The sequence below is a fragment of the Pseudomonas sp. NPDC089530 genome (assembly GCF_050280705.1).
In the GTDB taxonomy this organism is placed as follows: domain Bacteria; phylum Pseudomonadota; class Gammaproteobacteria; order Pseudomonadales; family Pseudomonadaceae; genus Aquipseudomonas.
This window is the reverse complement of record NZ_JBNNVU010000226.1, coordinates 1-1,000: the sequence shown is the minus strand read 5'-3', so window position 1 is coordinate 1,000 and position 1,000 is coordinate 1. Positions and strand designations below refer to the sequence as shown.

Sequence of the window (1,000 nt, the reverse complement as noted above, 5' to 3'; positions counted from 1 at the left end):
CGACACCAGACAGACTTCCGCGTCTCGCTCGTCGAGCCGCAACCGGCCACGCCGGATTTGTTAACCCGCCGGTAACGACACCGGCCGCTGAAACCGGGTTCACTACCTTGGCAAGAAAGGTGAATTGACTCAGGTGATGAAGACCCTGGGGAATTTGCCGGCAGAGGAGCGTCCACAGGTCGGCGCCCTGATCAATGTTGCCAAGGAGCGTGTCACAGAGGCTCTCAATACGCGTAAGGCTCTGTTTGAAGAAGCCGAGCTGGCCGCCAAATTGTCCGCCGAGTCCATTGATGTGACCCTGCCTGGCCGCGGCCAGATTTCCGGCGGTCTGCATCCGGTGACCCGGACTCTGGAACGTATTGAACAGTTCTTCACCCATATCGGCTACGGCATCGCCGAAGGCCCTGAGGTCGAAGACGACTACCACAACTTCGAGGCGCTCAACATCCCAGGCCATCACCCGGCCCGTTCGATGCATGACACCTTCTATTTCAATGCGAACATGTTGTTGCGCACCCATACCTCGCCGGTACAGGTCCGCACCATGGAATCGCAGCAGCCGCCGATCCGCATTGTCTGCCCAGGCCGTGTGTATCGTAGCGACTCCGATATCACCCACTCGCCGATGTTCCATCAGGTCGAAGGCCTGCTGGTCGATCGCGACATCAATTTCGCCGACCTCAAAGGGACCATCGAAGAGTTTCTGCGCGTGTTCTTCGAAAAAGAACTGGCCGTGCGTTTCCGTCCTTCGTACTTCCCGTTCACCGAACCCTCCGCCGAAGTCGACATGGAGTGTGTGATGTGCAGCGGTAAAGGCTGCCGGGTCTGCAAGCAGACCGGTTGGCTGGAAGTCATGGGCTGCGGCATGGTTCACCCGAATGTGCTGCGTATGTCCGGGATCGATCCGGAAGAGTTCCAGGGCCAGGGCGGTGGAGCGGCCCAGGTGGACGATCTTGCCCTCGGCGCGGATCGGCCCGCTGGCACCGGTCAGGGCTCGGAC

General features: G+C 60.1%; 1 pseudogene. It reads left to right on the top strand.

Annotated features, from left to right (window positions below):
* Positions 1–94: 94 nt before the first annotated feature.
* Positions 95–1,000, top strand: a pseudogene (gene pheS / locus ACQKQA_RS30480) (phenylalanine--tRNA ligase subunit alpha); the annotation flags it as partial.